Source organism: Novosphingobium piscinae, assembly GCF_014230355.1.
GTDB classification, from domain to species: Bacteria; Pseudomonadota; Alphaproteobacteria; order Sphingomonadales; family Sphingomonadaceae; genus Novosphingobium; species Novosphingobium piscinae.
In genome coordinates, this window is record NZ_JACLAX010000001.1 from 426,320 (window position 1) to 441,862 (window position 15,543).

Below are 15,543 nucleotides of genomic sequence, written 5' to 3' on the forward strand. Positions count from 1 at the left end.
CCGGCCCGCGGCCGGGGCGGGCCCTTCCGGAGAAAACCATGCCGGCCCCTGCCCCCGTGACCCCGCGATTGGCCCATCCCGATCGCCTCTACATCGACGGCGCCTGGGTGCAGCCGGCCGCCGGCGGGCGGCTGGAGGTGGTCAGCGCCCACTCGGAAGACGTGTTCGCGGTGGTCGCCGAAGCCGGGGTGGCCGACATCGACCGCGCCGCCCGGGCGGCACGCCGGGCCTTCGACGACGGGGCGTGGAGCGGGCTGAGCCCGCTCGAACGCGCCGAGCATGTCGCGCGGATCGGCGAGCACCTCGCCGCGCGCCTGCCCGAGCTGGCGCGCGCCTGGATCGACCAGATCGGGGCGCTGGCCAGCGTGGCACCGATGGTCGTCGGCGGTGGCCGGTTCTGGTTCGACTATTACGCCGGGCTGGCCCGGACCTTCGCCTGGGACCAGCCCGCGCCCCGCTTCGGCGGGCAGGGCCAGGCCCATGTCGTGCGCGAACCCGCTGGCGTCGTCGCGGCGATCGCGCCCTGGAACAATCCGTTCGGGATCATGGCGGGCAAGGTGGCACCGGCGCTGGTGGCCGGCTGTACCGTGGTCATGAAGCCCGCCCCGGAAACCCCGATCGAGGCCTACATCTTGGCCGAGGCGGCCGCCGCGGCGGGACTCCCGGATGGCGTGCTCAACCTAGTCTGCGCCGATCGCGCCGCGTCCGACGCGCTGGTCCGGCACCCGGCGATCGACAAGGTAAGCTTCACCGGCAGCGTCGCGGCCGGACGGATCATCGGCATGGCCTGCGCCGAACGCTTCGCGCGCTGCACGCTTGAACTCGGCGGCAAGTCCGCCGCGATCGTGCTCGAAGATGCCGACATCCCCGCCGCGGCCGCCGTGCTGGCCCAGGTCATCACCATGTCAGCCGGCCAGGTCTGTGCCACGCTCAGCCGGGTCATCGCGGTCGGCGCGGTGCACGACCGGCTGTGCGAGGCGGTGCGGGCGGAACTGTCGCGCATCACTGTCGGCCACCCCGACGATCCCGCCGCGGGGATGGGCCCGCTGGCGATGCGGCGCCAGCGCGACCGGGTGGCCGACTATGTCGCGATCGCCCGGGCCGAGGGCGCGCGGCTGGTCCTCGGCGGCAGCCCGAGCGCGCACATGACGAAGGGCTGGTACTTCGATCCGACGCTGTTCGTCGATGTCACCCCCGCCATGCGCATCGCGCGCGAGGAAGTGTTCGGCCCGGTCCTCGCGATCCTGCGCGCCGCCGACGAGGCCGAGGCCGTGCGCATCGCCAACGACAGCGACTTCGGGCTCTACGGCGCGGTGTTCTGCGCCGATCCGGCACACGCCTACCGCATCGCCCGGCAGGTCCGCACCGGAACCATGGCGCACAACGGCTTCCACTTCGATCCCTCGCTACCGTTCGGCGGCTTCAAGCATTCCGGGGTCGGCCGCGAGGGCGGCGAGGCCGGCTTGCTGTCCTTCACCGAAACCAAGGCGATCATCCTGTGAGCGCCGTGCCCCCACCCCGTCCGACGGAGACAGACATGGAAACGATGTTCGACAAAGGCATGCAGGTGCGCCGCGAGATGTTCGGGCCCGAGCTGGCCGAGGTCGCGTGGAACACGGCAACCGACTTCACCCGGCCGTTCCACGACCTGATGACGCGCTACTGCTTCGGCGAGACCTGGGGCGACCCGGAACTGGGCCGGCGCGAGCGCAGCCTGGCCACGCTGTCGATGCTGATCGCGCAGGGCAAGGAGCTGGAGATCAAGATGCACGTCAAGGCCGGGCTGACCAATGGCCTGACCTTCGAGGAAATCCGCGCGCTGGTACTGCACGCGATGATCTATTGCGGCGTCCCGGCCGCGTTCACCGCACTGCGCGCCGCCGAGGCGGCCTTCGCGGAACTGGCGGCGGCCGGGGCCGGGAGCCAGCCGGCATGAGGATCGCCTTCATCGGGCTCGGCATGATGGGCCGGCCAATGGCCGAACGCCTGATCGCCGGCGGCTTCTCCGTACGGGTGAACGATGCCGACCTGGGCCTGGCCGATGCCTTCGGCCCGGCCTGGGCCGGGACACCCGCCGAGGCGGCGCGGGAGGCCGAGGTGCTTATCACCATGCTGCCGACCGGCGGCATCGTGCGCGAGGTGCTGCTTGGCACCGGGGAGGCTGCGCTCGCGCTCCCGTCCGGTGCGGTGGTGATCGACTGCTCCTCGTCCGAGGCCGCCGGCACGGTCGCGCTGGGGGCCGACCTGGCCGCGCGTGGGATCACCCTGGTCGACGCGCCGGTTTCGGGCGGCGTACCGCTGGCCCGCGAGGGAAAGCTGACGCTGATGGTGGGCGGCACCGACGATACCCTGCTCGCGCGGCTCGGGCCTATCCTCGGGCAGATCGGCGGACGGATCGTGCCGGTCGGTCCGCTCGGCGCGGGACATGCCGCCAAAGCGATCAACATGGCCATTGCCGCCTGCACCCTTGCCGCGACCTGCGAGGGGCTGGCGCTGGGCGCCCGCTTCGGCCTCGATCCGGCCACCCTGCTCGAGGTCATCAACAACTCGACCGGCCGCAGCGCGGTGGGCGAGACCGTGATCCGCAACCATGTCCTGCCCCGCACCTATGCCCAGGGCTTCGCCCTGGCCCTGATGACCAAGGACGTCGGGCTGGCCGATGGCATGCGCGGGTACCTGGGACTGCATCTGCCGCTGCTCGAAGCCACCCATGCGCAGTGGCGCGACGCCCTGGCCGAACTGGGCACGGCGACCGACTTCTCGGAGTACAACCGCTACGTCGAGAACCACCTGGAAGACCCGGCATGAGCCTCTCGCCCCGCTACCCCGATACGGTCCACTACCGCGGCCTCAACCGGCCGACCCATATCGAGGCGACCGCGCACGATCTCTACGTGGAAGGCACGATCCCGCCCGAGATCGCGGGCACCTTCTACCGCGCCGTGCACGATCCGGCCTATGTGCCGCGCTTCGCCGACGACAACATCCTGTCGCGCGATGGCATGATCAGCATGATCGCGTTCCGCGATGGCCGGGTGGACACGGGGATCCGCTATGTCCGCACCGAACGCTTCAAGGCCGAACGCGCGGCGGGCAAAGCGCTGTTCGGGAGCTATCGCAATCCCTTCACCGACGATCCAAGCGTGGCCGGGATCGATCGCACCGTCGCCAACACCACGCCCTATTTCCACGCCGGGCGGCTGTTCATGGCGAAGGAGGACGGCCTGCCCTACCAGATCGATCCCGACACGCTCGAGACGATCGGCCGCTGGGATGCGGCAGGACAGATCCGCGCCGAGGCACTGACGGCGCACCCCAAGTTCGACCCCGAGACGGGCGAGCTGTTCCTGTTCGGCTACGAGGCGGATGGGCTGGCCAGCCGCAAGGTCGCTTATTACGTGTTCGCCCCCGATGGCACGATCACCCACGAGGTCTGGTTCGATGCGCCCTATGCCGCGCTTCAGCACGATTTCGCGATCACCGCCACGCATGTGCTGTTCCTGATCTATCCGACCATCGCCGACCTAGAAGGCATGAAGGCCGGCGGTCCGCACTGGATCCACCATCAGGACGAGCCCAGCTGGATCGGCGTGATGCCGCGCCACGGCACGGCCGACGAGCTGGTCTGGATCGAGGGGCCGCGCGGGGTGCACAGCTTCCACGTGATGAACGCCTTCAACGAGGGGACGCGGATCCACCTCGACCAGTGCCTATTCAACACGAACTTCTTCCCCTTCGTGATGGAACCCTCGGGGATCGACCTGCCGGTGGAAGGGGCGCTGACCCGCTGGACGATCGATCTGTCCCAGCCCGGCGCCGGGATCAGCTCGCGGACGATCGGGCCGTTCTGCGAAATGCCGGTCATCGCCGCGGCCGACGTGGGCCGCCCCTATGCGCGCGGCTGGTACCTGACGGTCGACCCGACCAAGCTCACCATGCTGGCGAACGGGCCGGGCGAGGTGGTGTTCAACTGCCTGCAGCGGGTCTCCTTTGCCGCGGGCGAGCCGGATGGCCGGATAGACACCCTGTCCGAGGGGCCCGGTCTGGGCTTCAACGAACCGGTCCACGTGCCGTCGGCCGATCCGGCGCACGGTGGCTGGCTGCTGATGATGGTGGACCGGGTCATCGCCGCAGGCCACATCGCGCAGGAGCTGTGGATTCTGGAGGCCGACGCCATCGCCAGCGGCGCGGTTGCGCGGGTGTTCATGCCGTTCACCACCTGCGAGCAGGTGCACGGGCACTGGGTTCCGCACGCCCGTCACGCGCCCGCCGCGCCGCGCTGACCGTCATGAAAGGACCAAGGCCCATGAAGATTGCCATCACCGGCGCCTCCGGCCAGTTCGGCCGCATGGTGGCGGACCGTCTGCTCGAGGTCATGGCGCCGCAGGACCTGATCCTGCTCTCGCGCACGCCCGACCAGCTCGCCGCCTATGCGGAGCGCGGCTGTGCGACGCGGGCGGCCGACTTCGACCATCCGGCCGGGCTGGCGAGCGCGATGGCCGGAGCAGACCGCCTGCTGCTGATCAGCGGCACCCGCGTCGGGTACCGGGTTCCCCAACATGGCGCCGCGATCGCCGCGGCGCAGACGGCCGGCGTGGGCCATGTCGTCTATACCTCGTTCCTCGGCGCGGGCGACCCGGACCATCCCTCCGAAGCAGTGGTCGATCATCGCGGCACCGAGGCGCTCCTGATGGCCTCCGGCCTGGCCTGGACGGCGCTGCGCAATGCCCAGTACGCCGATGCCGTGACCGACGTGATCGCCCCCCAGGCCGCGACGGCTGGCGTCCTGCTCTCGGTGGCGGGGGACGGGCGCATCCCCGTGATCTGGCGCGAGGACTGCGCGGCCGCGGCAGTGGCCGTTCTTCTGAGCGACGGCCATGCCAACCGAGCCTATGACATCACCGGACCGGACCGGCTCTCCTACCGCGAGATCACGGCGATGATCGCCGAGTTCAGCGGCCGCCCGGTCCGCTTCGAACTGACCGACGAGGCGGGGCTCTACGCGATGTTCGACGCCCTGGGGATTCCGCGCGAGCCGGTCGACAATCTGGTGGTCGGCGGCGTGCCATGGAACTCGAACGACATGGTCAGCTTCGAGGTCGGCATCCGCGACGGCCATTTCGATGTGACCTCGAACGACTTCGCGGTCCTCACCGGCCATGCTCCGCGCAGCCTGCGCGCGCTGTTTGGGGCCCGCGCCGAGGCGCTACGCGCCATCGTGGCAGCCCAAGGCTGACGCGCCGACCCGCGCCAGCTCCGTCCGAACCATCACATCCTGCCAACCGGAGGCTCGTCTTGCCCTACTTCACCGAAACCTCCCGCCCCGATGAGCCCCGCTTCGAGTTCCTGTTCGAGATCGCCCTGACCTGGAAGGCGATCCAGTCGATCCCGAACATGCCCTCGGGCGCCGGTCGCGGCGCCACCTACCTCGATACCGGGACGATCACCGGTCCCCATCTCAACGGCCGGGTGGTCCCGCAGAGCGGCGCGGACTGGGCGCTGTTCCGCCCGGACCAGGTGCTGGGCCTCGATGCGCGCTACATGCTGGAGGCCGAGGACGGCACGCTGATCCTGATGCGCAACACCGGCTATCTGGCCGGACGTGCGCCTGATGTGATCCCGCGGATCCAGAAGTGGATGTTCGAGAACGGCCCGCCTGTTCCTTTCGAGGACTACTACCTGCGAACCACGCCGACGTTCGAAGTGGAAGAGGGCCGTTACGACTGGTTGATGCGCACCGTGGTGGTCGGTATCGGTACCCGCCAGCTGACAGGCAACACGATCCGCTACTTCGCGCTGCTGTGATGGACACCTCCTACGCGGGCCAGGCCGCCGCGCTGCGCCGGCATCTGGAGATCCTCCCGTTGCGCGACCGCGCAGCGCAACTGGCGCCCGAGCTAGTCGAGCCAGGCCTGGCCGACATGCTGCTGGACCAGGCGGCCCGGTTCGCAAGGGACGTGCTGGAGCCGTTGGCACCGGACCTGGACCGCGGAGCGGTGACCGTCGAGGGCGGGCGCGTCCGTACCAGCGCCGCCTACCGCGAGGCCTGGCAGTCCTTCGCTGCGATGGGTTGGCTGGGCATGGCGGCGCCAGCCCCCCATGGCCAGGGCCTGCCGTTACCGTTTGTCACGGCCTGCGAAGAGCTGTTCAACCGCGGCTCCGCGGCCTTCACCATGCTGGCTACGCCAGGCCGCACCGGGGCCACCCTCTTGCTCGAGTGCGCGGCCCCCGCCCTGCGCGAGCAATGGGTCCCGCATCTGCTCGACGGGAGCTGGGCGGCGACAATCTGCATTTCCGAACCCGATGCCGGTTCAGACGTCGGGCGGATCCGCACCCGCGCCCGGGCTGATGGCGACCGCTGGCTGGTCTCCGGCGAAAAGTGCTGGATCTCGTTCGGGGACCATGATCTGGCGTCCCGTATCGGCCACCTGATGCTGGCCCGTAGCCTCGATGCGCCCGGCGCCCGAGGGCTCAGCCTGTTCCTCGTTCCCTCGACCCACACGGACGGCAGCCCCAACGGGGTCCGCCTACACCGGGTCGAGGAAAAGCTCGGCCTCCACGGCTCGCCAACCTGCGTGCTGGGTTTCGCCGAGGCCGAAGCCCAGCTGATCGGTCCCGAAGGCCGGGGGCTGCAACAGATGTTCCGGATGATGCTGTTGATGCGCCTGTCCTGTGGCCCTCAGGGTTCGGGCGTGGCCAGCGCGGCACTGGACACCGCCTGGGGCTATGCCCGGGACCGGCGTCAAGGTGGCCGCCCGGATCAGCCGCCGCTGCCGCTGGTGGCTCACGCCGATGTGCAGCGCCAGCTGCTGGCCATGATGGCCCGGGTCGAACTTGCCCGCGGACTGAACCTGATCACCGCGCTTGTGATGGAACTCGCCGATCGAACGGCAGAACCGGCCGAACGGGAAGAGCTGCTGGCGCTGGTCCAGTTCCTGCTGCCGCTGGTCAAGGACGGCGGCGCCTGGGCCGCGTTCGACGTGGCGAGCGGTGCCCTGCAGGTGTTGGGGGGTGCCGGCTACACCAGCGAATGGCCGGTGGAACGGCATCTGCGCGATGCGCGGGTCTTTCCGGTGTTCGAGGGCACCACAGGGATCCAGGCGATCGATCTGGTTCATCGCCGGCTGTGGAAAGACCGCGCTTCGGGGATTACCGCCTTCCTCGCCATGGCGCGTGCGGACAGTGCTGATTGTCCGGAACTGTCCGCGGCTCTTGACCGGCTGGAGCGCACCGTGCGAGCCCTTCGGGATTGGGAGTCCGATCCCCGAAACGCCGAAGCCGGCGCCACGGCCTTTCTTGACCTGTGCACGGCCTGCGCACACGGCTGGGTAGCCGCCCGGATTCAGCGGCTGGCCGGGGATGACGATACCGGGACATCGATGGCGGCCGCGGCGCAGTTCCACCTTGCCGAACTGGATGCACACAGCGCGCGGATGGCGCAGTTGGCAACGCTCGGGGCAGACCGACTCACTCCGCTCGCACGCGCCGCAGGCCTGACGCCATGACCGCTGCGGCGCTCAGTCGTGGATGCGCGTCAACAGCTCGATCAGGGTTCTGACCTCTTTGGCGGTGAACCGCGACTTCAGCCACTTCTCGTGTTCGGCAATGGCCGCCTTGGCAACAATCAGGGCCTGCCGCCCCGGCTCGGTCAGGTTGAGCGTCTGCTTGCGTCCGTCGACCGGAGACTTGCCGCGGACCAGATAGCCCCGGTCCTGCAGCCGGTTGACGATGGCCATGGTCGTCGCCCGGTCCATCCGCATGCGCTGGGCCAGATCGGTCTGGGCGATATCCGGGTGGTCGTCCACCAGCCACAGCACCGAAACCTGCTTCTGCGTCAGGTCGAGATGGGCGAAGGTCTCGCAGAAATGGCGGTAGACCGCACCGTGGGCCAGACGGATGTGGAACCCCACGATGTCGCGGATGGCGCCGATGTCGTCATCGCCCTCGACATGGGGCGTGGTCGGAACCAGCGTTTCCTTCATCGGTGCCATGCGATCATCCTGCGCCGCGCTTCGCAGGTCGTGCCGCAAATGTCGAGAAAAAGCGATCCGGGACGCGGCGGTCAAGGCCGCGCCCCGGATGACACCGGTTAGAGCTGGACGATGACGGTCTTGGTTTCGAGATAAGCATCGACCCCCTGACGGCCCTGTTCACGCCCAATCCCGGATTCCTTGTAACCCCCGAACGGCAATGCGGTGTCAATCACCCCGTGACAGTTGCCCCAGACAGTTCCGGATTTGATCTTGCTCGCCAGCCGATGGAGTGTCGCCACATCCTTGGTCCAGACCCCGGCCCCAAGGCCGAAGCAGGTATCATTCGCAGCCTTGGCAACCTCGTCCAGATCATCGAAGCGCTGGGCCACGACCACCGGGCCGAAAATTTCCTCGCGCACCACGCTCATCTGGGGATTGACGTTCACCAGCACGGTGGGGTTCACGTAGTAGCCGTCCGCTGCCGGCGCATCACCGCCCACAGCCACACTGGCACCATCGCGCTTGCCCGCTTCGATGTAGCCCATCACCCGGTTGAACTGCTCTTGCGAGACCAGCGGGCCGGTGTGCCCATCAGGATCGAGCGAGGGCCGCGGCGCCCAGAACGCTGAGGCCTCGGCAATCCCTTCGATCACCCGGTCGAAGATCGATCGATGGGCGTAGAGGCGCGAGCCGGCCACGCAGACCTGCCCAGAATTGAAGAAGATCGCCCCCGCTGCGCCGGCCGACGCCGCGGCCACATCGACATCGGGCATGATCACCACCGGCGACTTTCCGCCCAGCTCCAGCGTGACGCGCTTGAGCGTGTCCGTCGCGGTGCGGTTGATCAGCTTGCCAATCTCGGTCGATCCGGTGAAGGCCACCTTGTCCACGTCCGGGTGCCGCACGAGCCGGTCACCCGCGGTGTGCCCGTTGCCGGTGATGATGTTCAGCACCCCGGCGGGCACGCCCGCCTCGGCCACGAAGTCGGCAAGGCGCAGGGCCGTAAGCGAGGTCTGCTCGGCAGGCTTGAGGATGATGGTGCATCCCGCAGCCAGGGCCGGGGCAATCTTGAGGCAGGCCATCAGCAGCGGGAAGTTCCATGGCACGATCTGCGCACAGACACCCACCGGTTCGCGCAGGGTGTAGCTGAACACGGTGCCGCCCGGCATCGTGTAGGGCGCCGTGGTCTCGCCGCCGATTTTGCTGGCCCAGCCCGCCATGAAGCGCAGCTGGCTGATCGCTCCCGGCACGTCGACCGCCGCGGCCATGCCCTTCGGCTTGCCGTTGTCGACCGCCTCGATTTCGGACAGTTCGTCAGCATGGGCCTCAAGCAGGTCGGCCAGCCGATGCATCACGCGTTCACGCTGCATCGGCGCAAGGCCCGACCAGCGCCCATCGTCAAAAGCTAGCCGCGCGGCTGCGACCGCCCGGTCAACATCCGCATCCGAGGCGTCTACGATTTGCCCGATGACCTTGCCGGAGGACGGATCCTCAACGTCGAGCAGCGCCCCGTGGCTGGACTCGACCCATTCGTTGTTGATGAACAACCGGGGCTTGCGCGCTAGAAACTGCTGCAGAGCCGGCGAATAGGCGGGCTGCAAGAATCGGGCGGAGGTCATCTCGTTCATGGCTTCTCCCTTTTCGTACTGAAGCAGCAACGGTCGAGTCGGGCCGCCTGCCTTTTAGTAGGTATTGCATACAATTTTCTGCAGCCGATGCAAGCCTTGCCAGCAGCTCAGCCGATGGCCGATCCGCGCACCAGGCTGGCGGTTGCGCGGGCGGTGCCGTTGGGCAACGCGCCCGGCTTGACGACGACCACCTCGACCTGGAGCACCCGGGGCTCGGCCAGCAGCTCCTCACCGAGCCGCCGGGCGAAGGTCTCGATCAGGCCGATGCCCTGCTCGGCCAGGCTCCGGCTCAGCTCGACCACGCGGTTGTAGTCGATCGTGCTGGCGATCGTGTCGCCGTCCGGCGGCACGACGCCGAGTGTGGCGCCGATCACCAGCGACTGTCGGCGGTCGAGCTCGTGGCCGTGCACGCCGATAAAGGCCTCAACCCGAATGTCGCTGACCGCGATCGTCTGCCGCAGCGCCACGGCCAGCGCGGCCGGGCGGATCGAGACATCGCTGCCGGCCATGGTCACGCGCTGAACACCACGGTCTTGTTGCCGTCGACGAAGACCCGGTCTTCGAGGTGCAGCTGCACGGCCTTGGCCAGGACGCGCCGCTCGATGTCGCGGCCCTTGGCGACGAGATCGTCTGGCAAATCGGCATGGCTGATCGCCTCGACGTCCTGATGGATGATCGGGCCCTCGTCGAGATCGGCGGTGACGTAGTGCGCGGTGGCGCCGATCATCTTGACCCCGCGGGCATGGGCCTGGTGGTAGGGCTTGGCGCCCTTGAAGCCGGGCAGGAACGAATGGTGGATGTTGATGCAGCGCCCGGTGAGGAAAGCGGCCATGTCGTCCGAGAGGATCTGCATGTAGCGCGCCAACACGACCAGTTCGGCCCCGGACTGTTCGACGATCGCCTGGATCGCCGCTTCCTGCTCCGGCTTGGTGTCCTTGGTGATGGGCAGATGATGGAATGGCAACTCGCCGATCAGCGACACGTTCAGGGCCTCGCGCGGATGATTGCAGATGATCCCCACCACCTCGATGGGCAGTTCGCCGATGCGTTGGCGGTACAGCAGGTCGCCCAGGCAGTGGTCGAACTTGCTGACCAGGATCAGCACCTTGCGGCGCTCGGCAGTGGCCCGCACGCGCAGGCTGAGGCCGAAACGCTCGGACAGGTCGGCGAAGCGCGCGGCGATGCCAGCCGGGGTGGCCTCGGCGCAGTCGAAGCCGATCCGCATGAAGAAACGTTCCGATTCAATGGCGTTGAACTGCTGGGATTCGCGGATGTTGCCGCCGATCTCGGCGAGCCGGGTGGTCACCGCCGCGACCAGACCGGGGCGGTCGGCACACGACAAGGTCAGCACGAATTCCTGCTTCACGTCCATCTCTCCCGCTAGCGCCGTCCCGCGGCCGGCTTGATCCAGCTTTCAAAAACTGGTTTGCATTACATACAAAATACCGTATGTCTTGCGCAACAGTTTTGTTGCGCAATGGCAAAGCCTGGGAGAATGTCTGATGCCTGCCACCACCCTTGAACAGCTGCTCTCCACGCAGGGGAACATCGTGTCGATGCTGCGCAATTCGCAGCTTGGCGCCTATGTCTATCCGGTCGTCGCGCCGGAGTTCTCGAACTGGCGCAGCGAGCAGTGGGCCTGGCAGCATTCGGCCGTCCTGTTCGACCAGTCGCACCACATGGTGAACCTCTACATCCGCGGCCGCGACGCTCTGCGGCTGCTGACGGATACCATGATCAACAGCCCCAAGGGCTGGAGCGTGAACAAGGCCAAGCAGTACGTCCCGACCACGCCCTACGGCCATGTGATCGGCGACGGCATCATCTTCTGGACCGAAGAGGAAAGCTTCACCTACGTCGGCCGCGCCCCGGCGTCGAACTGGCTGCGCTTCCACGCCGCCACCGGCGGCTACGACGTCGAGATCGAGCTGGACGATCGCTCGCCGATGCGACCGATGGGCAAGCCGGTGACCCGCAAGGAGTGGCGCTTCCAGATCCAGGGGCCGCAGGCCTGGAACGTGATCGAGAAGCTCCACGGCGGCCCGCTGGAGCAGCTCAAGTTCTTCAACATGAGCACGATGAACATCGCTGGGAAGACCGTGCGCACCCTGCGCCATGGCATGTCGGGCGCGCCGGGTCTGGAGATCTGGGGCCCTTACGAGGAGCAGGAGGAGATCCGCGCCGCGATCCTCGAGGCCGGCAAGGAGTTCGGCCTGATCCCCTGCGGCAGCCGCGCCTATCCCTCCAACACGCTCGAATCCGGCTGGATCCCCTCGCCGCTTCCGGCGATCTACACCGGCGACAAGCTGAAGCCCTTCCGCGAGTGGCTGGGGGCCGACAGCTACGAGGCGACCGGCTCGATCGGCGGTTCGTTCGTCTCCGAGAACATCGAGGACTACTATCTGAACCCGTGGGAGCTGGGTTACGGCAACTTCGTCAAGTTCGACCACGACTTCCATGGCCGCGAGGCGCTCGAGGCGCTCGACCCGGCCAAGCAGCGCAAGAAGGTGACGCTGGCCTGGCATCCCGAGGACATGGCCAAGATCATGGCGAGCCTGTTCGATCCGGACGGCGAGAACTACAAGTTCTTCGACGTGCCGCTGGCGAACTACGCCAGCTCGAACTACGACGCCGTCACCGATGCCGATGGCCGGCCGCTCGGGTTCTCGATGTTCACCGGCTATTCGTTCAACGAGCGCCAGGCGCTCAGCCTTGCCACGATCGATCCGTCGGTGCCGTTCGGCAGCGAGGTCCGGGTGGTCTGGGGCGAGGAGAACGGCGGGACCCGCAAGACCACGGTCGAACCGCACAAGCAGCTGTCGGTCCGCGCGATCGTCAGCCCGGTGCCCTACAGCCGGGTCGCCCGCGAAACCTACCAGGAAGGCTGGCGCACCGCGCGCGTTGACGCCTGATGGTGTCGGGCGGGGCGCCACCGCGCTCCGCCCCGGTCCTGTCCCTTCCCCGTTCCCGCCAACAGGTGGCCAGCGCGGCCGGTCCGGTGGCGGCTGGCGAAAGCGTTGTGCATGGCAAACCCGCTGATCCATCCCAACTGGGATCGCCCCCCGGTCCGTATCACCGAGGGCTACTCGCTCGAGATGACCGCCAAGGACGAGCCCTCGCTGCGCGATGCGGCGCCGCTGATCGCTCCTGACACCCCGATCGCGATCACCTATCTGCCGGGCGAGGCGATGGCCGCACGGGTCGCCGCGACCGTCGCGGTGCGGGATCTGGGCTTCGAGCCGATGCCGCACTTCTCGGCGCGGCGCATCCTCTCGCAGGATGATTTCGGTGGTTACCTCAAGGCCGTGGTCGAGCAGGCCGGGGTGCGGCGCTGCTTCATCGTGGCCGGCGATCCGCCGGCACCCGAGGGTCCCTATGCCGATACCATGGCCCTGCTGGCGACGGGGGCCTTCGAACAGGCCGGGATCCAGGCGATCGGCATCGGCGGCCACCCCGAAGGCCACCCCAACATGACCCCGGCCGAATGCTGGGACGTGCTCGGCCGCAAGGTGGCCGAGATCGAACGGCGCGGCATGGCACCGCTGATCGTCACCCAGTTCGGGTTCGATCCCGATGCCTTCCTTGGCTGGCTCGAGCAGCTGCGCGCCCGCGGCATCGCTTGCCCGGTCCGGATCGGTGTGCCCGGCCCGGCCGGAATCAAGCGCCTGCTGGCCTATGCCGCCCGCTGCGGGGTCGGGGCCTCGACCGCCGTGCTGAAAAAGTACGGGATCTCCGTCGCCAATCTGCTCGGCACGGCCGGACCGGACCGGCTGGTCGACGCCTTCGAGCGCGGCCTCGGACCGCAGCATGGCCGCGTGCGGCTGCATTTCTACCCGTTCGGCGGCATGGCCAAGACGGTGCAGTGGATCGCCGAGCGCGATGCCCGGACGGCCGGCTGAGCGGGGGCAGGACCAGGCCGATGGCACGGATCATTGACGGCAAGCAGATGGCCGAAGCGCTCCTGGCGCAGGTTGGGACCGGGATTGCCGAGCGTCTGGCCCGGGGGCAGCACGCCCCGGCCCTGGCCGTGATCCTGGTCGGGGACGATCCGGCCAGCAGCATCTACGTCGGTCGCAAGCTGCGCGCCTGCGCCAAGGTCGGGATCACCTCGCGGCAGTACCGGCTCGACCGCGCCGTCAGCCAGGCCGAGCTGTGCGACCTGATCGACCGGCTCAACGCCGATCCGGACACCCACGGCATCCTCGTGCAGCTCCCCCTGCCGGCGCAGATCGACGCCAACGCCATCCTCGACCGGATCGTCCCGGCCAAGGACGTCGACGGGTTCCATCCGGTCAATGTCGGGCGGCTCTCCACCGGCAAGGGCCAGGGGCTGGTGCCCTGCACCCCGCTGGGCTGCATGATGCTGCTCGACAGCGTGATCACCCAGTTCCGCGGGCGCGATGCCGTGGTGATCGGCAAGTCCAACATCGTCGGCAAGCCGATGGCGCTGCTACTGCTCGAGCGTGAATGCACCGTGACCGTGACCCACATCGCCACGCAGGACCTGCCCGGGATCGTCCGCAAGGCCGACATCGTCGTGGCCGCGGCCGGCCATGCCGGACTGGTCCGCGGCGACTGGGTCAAGCCGGGCGCCGTGGTGATCGACGTGGGGATCAACCGGATCGCCCTGCCCGACGGCACCACCCGCATCGTTGGCGACGTGTGCAGCGATGAGATCGCCCACGCCCGTGCCTATACCCCGGTACCAGGCGGCGTCGGGCCGATGACCGTCGCATGCCTGATGGCCAACACACTCGCCGCCGCCCAGGATCTGGACCGGCCGGGCTAGATGGCGTGCCGCGCGCGTCCTCCCGCCCTGTCCAACACGGCCGGCGCGTCGTGGTCAGAGCACGATCGGCGCACCGTTCATCAGGCAGATCGCCTTGGTAAATTTGCCCTCGTGCCTGTGGTAGTGGATCAGCTGCGGCAGGTCGAAGCGCTGCCCCGCCTCGATCGGATAGAGTCCGCTGAAGCCGGATTCGCGGATCCGGTCAGCCGAGAGGGACTTCAAACCGGAAATCCGCACGCGGGCCTCCATGAAAACGTTGGCGTCGTCCGCCAGATAGCGGTCGACCAGGATCTCTTCGGTGATGTGGTCGTGCAGGAAGCCGTAGAAGGCCTTCAGTTCTGCGCCATTGGAGAACATGTTGATCCCGCCGATCTCGCATCGAAAGGCGGGTGCCCAGTACGTGAGCACGTCGTCGTAGGCACGCGCTCCGAAGGCCTGTGCATAGGCCAGGTATTCTCCAAGCTGCATCACAAAGTCCTCATCAGATCAGATCTGATCAATATATATTTAGGATAATAAGTATCTCAACATTTATTTCTATGAATAATAATACATTTCTTATCTACGATTATTTTAAATATTATATAAGAATTATGATTTTCTCTATATTGAATAATACACCCAGTTCTCGAGAGGTGTTGAATGAGGATAGTCTACGGCACATGTCGCATCGCTTTCGGAGGATGGTACCTATTTTCGGGCCTGTGGCATTTCCTGTGGCCCTGGCTGCAGCCGATGGGCTCAACGCCCGAAGCCATCGCCTTCACCCGCGCGATGCTGGCCAGCGGCCTATTCGACTGGGTCAAGGCCATCGAGGTGGTAACCGGGTTGCTCATCCTCGCCAACCGGGCGATGCCGCTGACGGTGATTGCCATCACCCCACTCAACGCCGTTATCGTGTTCTGGAATCTCGTTCTCGACCAGGGCCTGATCGACTACGCCTTCGCGGCATTCACGGTTGTCGCCAATGCTGTGCTGGCCTGGCCCTGGCGCATGTCCTACTTGCCGCTGCTGGTATGGACCGGCCGTCCCGACTATGGCTTGCGGCCCACTGGAGCTATCAGCCCGCTGGACCCGGACCAGTGCTCTAGAACCTGAACACTGGATCGCCGTGAGGTGGAGTTGAGCTGATCCGGGCAAACCGGATCACTTT

16 protein-coding genes are annotated in these 15,543 nt (G+C 67.4%); 11 read left to right on the plus strand and 5 right to left on the minus strand.

Features of this window, described 5'->3' with window-relative positions:
• The first annotated feature begins 38 nt into the window (after positions 1-38).
• The 7 genes from H7F53_RS01780 to H7F53_RS01810 are packed head-to-tail and all read left to right on the plus strand — an operon-like array spanning position 39 to position 7,505.
• Entirely contained in the window at positions 39-1,502 is a 1,464-nt protein-coding gene (locus H7F53_RS01780) for an aldehyde dehydrogenase (protein ID WP_185677738.1), read from the plus strand.
• A 35-nt stretch (positions 1,503-1,537) separates the two neighbouring features.
• Positions 1,538-1,936 carry a carboxymuconolactone decarboxylase family protein gene (locus tag H7F53_RS01785; RefSeq protein WP_185677739.1) on the plus strand — a complete coding sequence of 133 codons (399 nt, stop codon included), beginning with the start codon at positions 1,538-1,540 and terminating at the stop codon, positions 1,934-1,936.
• Positions 1,933-2,808: an NAD(P)-dependent oxidoreductase gene (locus H7F53_RS01790; protein WP_185677740.1), complete on the plus strand. Its 876-nt coding sequence runs from the start codon at positions 1,933-1,935 to the stop codon at positions 2,806-2,808. Before H7F53_RS01785 ends, H7F53_RS01790 begins: the two co-directional genes overlap by 4 nt.
• Positions 2,805-4,283 (plus strand): lignostilbene-alpha,beta-dioxygenase NOV2, encoded by a 1,479-nt coding sequence (gene nov2 / locus H7F53_RS01795; RefSeq protein WP_185677741.1) that lies wholly within the window; start codon positions 2,805-2,807, stop codon positions 4,281-4,283. Before H7F53_RS01790 ends, nov2 begins: the two co-directional genes overlap by 4 nt.
• A gap of 23 nt (positions 4,284-4,306) precedes the next feature.
• Complete coding sequence (locus tag H7F53_RS01800) at positions 4,307-5,236, plus strand: NAD(P)H-binding protein (protein ID WP_185677742.1); 930 nt, start codon at positions 4,307-4,309, stop codon at positions 5,234-5,236.
• A gap of 59 nt (positions 5,237-5,295) precedes the next feature.
• The gene (locus H7F53_RS01805; protein WP_185677743.1) at positions 5,296-5,805 is read left to right on the plus strand and encodes a DUF3237 domain-containing protein; all 510 of its coding nucleotides are present in this window, start codon (positions 5,296-5,298) and stop codon (positions 5,803-5,805) included.
• Positions 5,805-7,505: an acyl-CoA dehydrogenase family protein gene (locus H7F53_RS01810; protein ID WP_185677744.1), complete on the plus strand. Its 1,701-nt coding sequence runs from the start codon at positions 5,805-5,807 to the stop codon at positions 7,503-7,505. Before H7F53_RS01805 ends, H7F53_RS01810 begins: the two co-directional genes overlap by 1 nt.
• 12 nt (positions 7,506-7,517) lie before the next feature.
• On the opposite strand, the gene H7F53_RS01815 is transcribed toward H7F53_RS01810, so the two are convergent.
• The 4 genes from H7F53_RS01815 to purU form a co-directional block, all read right to left on the minus strand.
• Entirely contained in the window at positions 7,518-7,991 is a 474-nt protein-coding gene (locus H7F53_RS01815; protein WP_246438397.1) for a Saro_0803 family transcriptional regulator, read from the minus strand.
• A 98-nt stretch (positions 7,992-8,089) separates the two neighbouring features.
• Complete coding sequence (locus H7F53_RS01820; RefSeq protein ID WP_185677745.1) at positions 8,090-9,601, minus strand: aldehyde dehydrogenase family protein; 1,512 nt, start codon at positions 9,599-9,601, stop codon at positions 8,090-8,092.
• Between the two features lie 107 nt (positions 9,602-9,708).
• Complete coding sequence (locus tag H7F53_RS01825) at positions 9,709-10,110, minus strand: dihydroneopterin aldolase (RefSeq protein ID WP_185677825.1); 402 nt, start codon at positions 10,108-10,110, stop codon at positions 9,709-9,711.
• A 2-nt stretch (positions 10,111-10,112) separates the two neighbouring features.
• Entirely contained in the window at positions 10,113-10,967 is an 855-nt protein-coding gene (purU, locus tag H7F53_RS01830) for a formyltetrahydrofolate deformylase (RefSeq protein WP_343061854.1), read from the minus strand.
• Between the two features lie 136 nt (positions 10,968-11,103).
• Here purU and ligM point away from each other — a divergent pair, with 136 nt between their 5' ends.
• The 3 genes from ligM (at position 11,104) to folD (ending at position 14,390) form a co-directional block, all read left to right on the plus strand.
• Complete coding sequence (gene ligM, locus H7F53_RS01835) at positions 11,104-12,513, plus strand: vanillate/3-O-methylgallate O-demethylase (RefSeq protein WP_185677747.1); 1,410 nt, start codon at positions 11,104-11,106, stop codon at positions 12,511-12,513.
• 111 nt (positions 12,514-12,624) lie between these two features.
• Positions 12,625-13,500, plus strand: coding sequence for a methylenetetrahydrofolate reductase (locus H7F53_RS01840; protein ID WP_185677748.1), 876 nt, complete (start codon positions 12,625-12,627; stop codon positions 13,498-13,500).
• Between the two features lie 20 nt (positions 13,501-13,520).
• Complete coding sequence (gene folD, locus H7F53_RS01845) at positions 13,521-14,390, plus strand: bifunctional methylenetetrahydrofolate dehydrogenase/methenyltetrahydrofolate cyclohydrolase FolD (protein WP_185677749.1); 870 nt, start codon at positions 13,521-13,523, stop codon at positions 14,388-14,390.
• Between the two features lie 54 nt (positions 14,391-14,444).
• On the opposite strand, the gene H7F53_RS01850 is transcribed toward folD, so the two are convergent.
• Positions 14,445-14,858, minus strand: coding sequence for a hypothetical protein (locus H7F53_RS01850; protein ID WP_185677750.1), 414 nt, complete (start codon positions 14,856-14,858; stop codon positions 14,445-14,447).
• 174 nt (positions 14,859-15,032) lie between these two features.
• On the opposite strand from H7F53_RS01850, the gene H7F53_RS01855 reads away from it, so the two are divergent.
• Complete coding sequence (locus H7F53_RS01855; protein WP_185677751.1) at positions 15,033-15,488, plus strand: hypothetical protein; 456 nt, start codon at positions 15,033-15,035, stop codon at positions 15,486-15,488.
• Positions 15,489-15,543: the final 55 nt, after the last annotated feature.

Coding starts and splice junctions, on each gene's coding strand:
- H7F53_RS01810 (WP_185677744.1), top strand. CDS start 5,805: ATGGACACCTCCTACGCGGGCCAGGCCGCCGCGCTGCGCCGGCATCTG.
- H7F53_RS01780 (WP_185677738.1), top strand. CDS start 39: ATGCCGGCCCCTGCCCCCGTGACCCCGCGATTGGCCCATCCCGATCGC.
- H7F53_RS01790 (WP_185677740.1), top strand. CDS start 1,933: ATGAGGATCGCCTTCATCGGGCTCGGCATGATGGGCCGGCCAATGGCC.
- H7F53_RS01840 (WP_185677748.1), top strand. CDS start 12,625: ATGGCAAACCCGCTGATCCATCCCAACTGGGATCGCCCCCCGGTCCGT.
- ligM (WP_185677747.1), top strand. CDS start 11,104: ATGCCTGCCACCACCCTTGAACAGCTGCTCTCCACGCAGGGGAACATC.
- H7F53_RS01825 (WP_185677825.1), bottom strand. CDS start 10,110: ATGGCCGGCAGCGATGTCTCGATCCGCCCGGCCGCGCTGGCCGTGGCG.
- folD (WP_185677749.1), top strand. CDS start 13,521: ATGGCACGGATCATTGACGGCAAGCAGATGGCCGAAGCGCTCCTGGCG.
- H7F53_RS01820 (WP_185677745.1), bottom strand. CDS start 9,601: ATGAACGAGATGACCTCCGCCCGATTCTTGCAGCCCGCCTATTCGCCG.
- H7F53_RS01800 (WP_185677742.1), top strand. CDS start 4,307: ATGAAGATTGCCATCACCGGCGCCTCCGGCCAGTTCGGCCGCATGGTG.
- H7F53_RS01850 (WP_185677750.1), bottom strand. CDS start 14,858: ATGCAGCTTGGAGAATACCTGGCCTATGCACAGGCCTTCGGAGCGCGT.
- H7F53_RS01785 (WP_185677739.1), top strand. CDS start 1,538: ATGGAAACGATGTTCGACAAAGGCATGCAGGTGCGCCGCGAGATGTTC.
- nov2 (WP_185677741.1), top strand. CDS start 2,805: ATGAGCCTCTCGCCCCGCTACCCCGATACGGTCCACTACCGCGGCCTC.
- H7F53_RS01815 (WP_246438397.1), bottom strand. CDS start 7,991: ATGGCACCGATGAAGGAAACGCTGGTTCCGACCACGCCCCATGTCGAG.
- H7F53_RS01855 (WP_185677751.1), top strand. CDS start 15,033: ATGAGGATAGTCTACGGCACATGTCGCATCGCTTTCGGAGGATGGTAC.